Annotated in this window: 5 protein-coding genes; 1 reads left to right on the top strand and 4 read right to left on the bottom strand. The window is 62.7% G+C overall.

Annotated elements, in window-relative coordinates; genetic code table 11:
• The coding region (locus ACRDUX_RS05430) for a hypothetical protein (protein ID WP_526411751.1) at nt 1-270 on the top strand (270 nt) is incomplete at its 5' end.
• 60 nt (nt 271-330) lie between these two features.
• Here the strand turns inward: ACRDUX_RS05430 and ACRDUX_RS05425 are convergent.
• The 4 genes from ACRDUX_RS05425 to ACRDUX_RS05410 form a co-directional block, all read right to left on the bottom strand.
• Nucleotides 331-1026, bottom strand: a complete 696-nt coding sequence (locus ACRDUX_RS05425; RefSeq protein ID WP_526411749.1) for an alpha/beta fold hydrolase — start codon at nt 1024-1026, stop codon at nt 331-333.
• 78 nt (nt 1027-1104) lie between these two features.
• Nucleotides 1105-1674, bottom strand: coding sequence for a GNAT family N-acetyltransferase (locus ACRDUX_RS05420; RefSeq protein WP_526411747.1), 570 nt, complete (start codon nt 1672-1674; stop codon nt 1105-1107).
• Between the two features lie 129 nt (nt 1675-1803).
• Nucleotides 1804-2406, bottom strand: a complete 603-nt coding sequence (locus tag ACRDUX_RS05415; RefSeq protein WP_526411745.1) for an LGFP repeat-containing protein — start codon at nt 2404-2406, stop codon at nt 1804-1806.
• Between the two features lie 372 nt (nt 2407-2778).
• The gene (locus tag ACRDUX_RS05410; RefSeq protein ID WP_526411743.1) at nt 2779-3456 is read right to left on the bottom strand and encodes a hypothetical protein; all 678 of its coding nucleotides are present in this window, start codon (nt 3454-3456) and stop codon (nt 2779-2781) included.
• Between the last annotated feature and the right edge of the window lie 551 nt (nt 3457-4007).

Here is a 4007-nt window from a genome sequence, read left to right as displayed (position 1 = left end):
CCGCAAGTCTGTCCGCATCCCGACCGACAATCGTCACGCGCGAGCCTCGTGGCCCGGTCGTTCACCGCCTTGGTACCGATCCTCGTGGCGAACCGCCCGGAGGCCCTTGTCGTGCGCGGACACCAGCGCGTGACAGCTCGGCTCACCGCGCAAGTCGGGATGGCGGCATTCCAATACGCATACAGCCGATGGACCGAAGACTTGGCTGTCGACCTGAGCGACTTGATCGCCGAGGCGGCGAACAAGGTGCTTACCCTCGGCGAACAGTAGGTGCCTCCGATGTCCAGCGCACTCACGCCCGACCCTTTCGCCGCCCCATGCAGCAATTGATCAGGCCTGCATGCCGCACGCCGCAGTGACGCAGTCAGCCCAGACCTGTGGATGGGTCGACCACAGATTGTGATCGACGCCGGGTAGCTCCTCGAATCTGCCGTGACTGACCAACGCGGCCAATTGCTGTAGCGGCCACGACGGACGGATGTCGTGCTGCGGGGCGAGAAAGGTCATGGCGACGTCGGAGTCGGCCAGTCGACGAAGCAGATCGGGTTCATGGATCCACTGCACGAATGAAGCGCTGAGTGCAGTGTGAACGGCTGGTTCCCAAACGATTTCGAGATCTTCCTCCAGATGCTGTGATGCCTCATAGATCTGCGACCAGGTACGGTCCTTGTGTAGCCCGTGCCCCGCCACGCCCACGACGGACGCAACTCGGTCGGGATGATCCAAGGCGTAACGCACTGCCAGATCAGAACCCCAGGAGTGGCCGAGCACCACCCAACTGGCGATACGTTGGGATCGCCGTACAGCTTCGAGATCGGCGACTGCCTGGCACAGATCGTGCGGCCCACCTTCGGAGCGGCCAACTCCCCGGGGCTCCGGATACCACGCTCGCATCCCGCGAGGTGCCAGCGCCTCATCCTCCAGGTAGTGAACACAACCGGGTCCGCCGGACAGCACCACGACATCCGGACCATCGCCGGCGCAACCGACGTGAAGCAACGTGCCGTCGTCTGCCGCCACCATCATCGATCGCAAGTTCCCCCCGCCTCACGGCCAGAACACTGCTGGACGATTACCCGACCCCAATCGTCGTCGAGCTGAACTTCACTCCACGACTGATGCTGCCTGCACCGGAGTGCGATGCGACGCAAGGGTCTTCACCAGAATCCGGTAATGGACCTGCCGGCGGCCCTGTGTGCTTGCCAATTCACCGACGTCAATGAATCCCTGCTTCAGCGCGAACCGCTGGCTACGCACGTTCCAGGCCTGTATCACCGCCCGCGTCGACTTCTCAGGGCACAGGCGTCCGACGTGATCGAGCACCGCCTCTCCAAACACCGGCCCTATCCCCTGACCTACAAGGTCGGGATCCATCCCGACGCCGACATCGACGAAACGAGCGTCCGCATCCAGGCCTTGGACTCTTGCTGCGGCCTCGACACATACAAAGCCAGCCAAGGCGCCGGACGTATCGGTGACTGCCCAGTAAAGATTGAGTTCATCCAGGATGCCCGCAGGCGACATCAGGTCGTAGACAGACCACCAATCCCGGTATCGCCACCCGGCCACAGACGAAGCGTCGTCGGCAGTCATCGGCCGCACCAGCAAACGCCACGGTAATCGAGCACTCACACCATGGACGCTAGCCGCAAAAGAGGAATGGAGGCCAATCATTTGCGTCGGCAGGACGGACCACCAACCTCACAGCAGCACACCGCCGCCGGCCATCAAGTCACGTCCCGTCCTTGTCGCTGCATGGCTCGAGCAATGCCGCAGGTCCTCGGCACGAATCGTCACCGCCGTCTACAGCCCGGATGGTACGACCTTGCCGTTGACCGTCACCTCGGTCTGGCCGGTCTTCGTGTTGTACGCGATCTTGCCGTGCTCGAACGTCTCCACGAGTAGATCGTCGACGGCGTTCTCGTCGCTGGTGGGGGCGCCCAGCGGACCTACCGAGCCGTTGTCGCCGGTGACCGCAGGCACGCCGTCCGGGTCGCGTGGGATATTCCAGGCCTCCCGGATCTTGCCCCAGGTGATATACGCAGGCGTGCCCGCCTCGTCGTTCTTGGCGGTGATCACGCCGCCCTGGAACTGCTGGAACACCACGCCGCTCTCCCGTGCTCCCGCGTTGCGGTCACCCGTCAATGGCTTGCCGAGAGCCTCCCTCTGAGTCTCGGTTGCCGACGAGTACTTGGCAGCGATCGGGCCGGTCAGCGTCACAGCGACGTCTCTCTCCCCGATGAGCTTCACTTCAGTGGGCGGCGCCGGGGTTTCAGACGTGGCGATCAACTCGACCTGAGGCGGCGCCGACGCGTCGACGCTCTTGCCATTGCTGCAGCCCACGGTGATCAGCGCGGCGGCGGCCAGGCCGACGACTGCCGTGCGGCGGTATGCGATCGTCCTCATGGGTTTCCTCCCGCGTCTTCGTGTGGTGTGGGTCAAGTTACAGTGGAACCCTCGCCCGGCCCGGACCATACCCGAACCACGTGAGTGGCGCAGGCGCTCCCGGCTTTCGTAGCACCGAAGGATCTACGACGCGGGTCATAGACGGCGAGATCCATGACGTCCCATTGGTGTCCGGCACGGCGCAACATGGCGGAATCGAATATGCAGAGTTACCTGTAGACTGTTCCGTTTTGCCCTGCTGCCCAACGGCTTTGATTGTCCGGTTGTCCAGTCTCGTTTTTAGTCTGCGACTTTCGCAGTGTGGCGGACTCGGTGTGTCACATGGATCCTAAGTGGCCCTCCGCGTCCCGCGGCGCCCCGAAACATCCAGAGTTAGGTGGATGTTTGCAGCATGGCGCCGGCGGCCTGGCGGTACAAGTCTGCGGCCGGGCTCATCGCGGCCTTGACGGTGTTGTAGTAGTGAGTTCCGGCTCCGCCGTGGTACTTGAGCAGTTGTGGGTTCTGCGCGATCGTGGCCGCCAGCACAGTGTCGCTAGTGATGCCGTATTTCTTCAGGGCGTCCGTGAACCGGGCGATGAATCGGGCGATCGCCTTGTTGGGGTCTTGGCGTTCGGCGACGGTGCCGAAACTGGCTTTCTCCTGGAACAGGCCGATGACCTCATCAGCCGCGGCCCCAGAGCCGCCGTAAGCCTGAACACCACCGGACGCGGTCGGGCGGAAACTCGATTCGATCTTCGCAGTGGCGATGACGGCCCTGATCTGGTCCTCGCTCAGCCTGGCGGCATGGCCCTGGCTCACGATGGCCTTGACGATGTCTTGCGCGCTGGAGTCTTTGGTCACGACCACCGGTGCAGGGATGACAGCTGCGGCCGCTTTGGTGATTGCGTGACCCGCCGGCCGTTGCTCAACCGCGACCGCTGCATGCCGGTGCGTGAACGGAGAAAGCAAAGTGGCACCTCCGAGGCCAGAGGCAACGAGGAGGCTGGCGATGACCTTCTTTACTTGTTTCTGTTTTCCGAACGTCTCCATCGATCGGTCGACTCTCGGCATGGTTTTGCTCTCCTCTGTGGGGGTTTGAACTCGTGAATCCGCGTGTCGGGCACAAACACCCCCTCCAATCCCGCCTGTCGGCGCTAAACAGGATTGGACTGCGCACTGGTCGCCGTGCGGCGACTACGCACCGATCGACCAGATGCATGCCAGACTGAAATTTGCTGCGCGTGTTACCGCTCCAGCGACGCAAGAGTTGGCCGCCGTCGACACATCACATTTGTGGCAACTACCACCCCAGTTGCCATTATGTAATTTGTGCCACTTTGCCTGGTACTACGGCACTTTGGTGATTGACCGAGAACTGTATTGGAACATCCGGAATCTAGCAAAACGCCAGTTCAGGGTCGGCGGGCAGACGCTTGTGCACGCCAATTGATGATTGGCCATCTGCTTGCCGAAAGGCCTGCCGCGCTGCGGAAGTGGCGCGGCAGTGACCGCACCCGGCCTCAGAACGGCGGTCACGACGCGGCAACGAGGTGATGAGATCGCTGAAATCCACCACGGGCCCGGGCGGGCGAGATCCATTCGGTCTAGCGCGCAGGTTACGT

It is taken from the genome of Mycobacterium sp., from assembly GCF_050701675.1.
Classification (GTDB): domain Bacteria; phylum Actinomycetota; class Actinomycetes; order Mycobacteriales; family Mycobacteriaceae; genus Mycobacterium.
The sequence above is the reverse complement of the archived record's forward strand: the minus strand, read 5'-3'. Positions and strand labels throughout refer to the sequence as shown.

Coding starts and splice junctions, on each gene's coding strand:
- ACRDUX_RS05425 (WP_526411749.1), bottom strand. CDS start 1,026: ATGATGGTGGCGGCAGACGACGGCACGTTGCTTCACGTCGGTTGCGCC.
- ACRDUX_RS05420 (WP_526411747.1), bottom strand. CDS start 1,674: ATGATTGGCCTCCATTCCTCTTTTGCGGCTAGCGTCCATGGTGTGAGT.
- ACRDUX_RS05415 (WP_526411745.1), bottom strand. CDS start 2,406: ATGAGGACGATCGCATACCGCCGCACGGCAGTCGTCGGCCTGGCCGCC.
- ACRDUX_RS05410 (WP_526411743.1), bottom strand. CDS start 3,456: ATGCCGAGAGTCGACCGATCGATGGAGACGTTCGGAAAACAGAAACAA.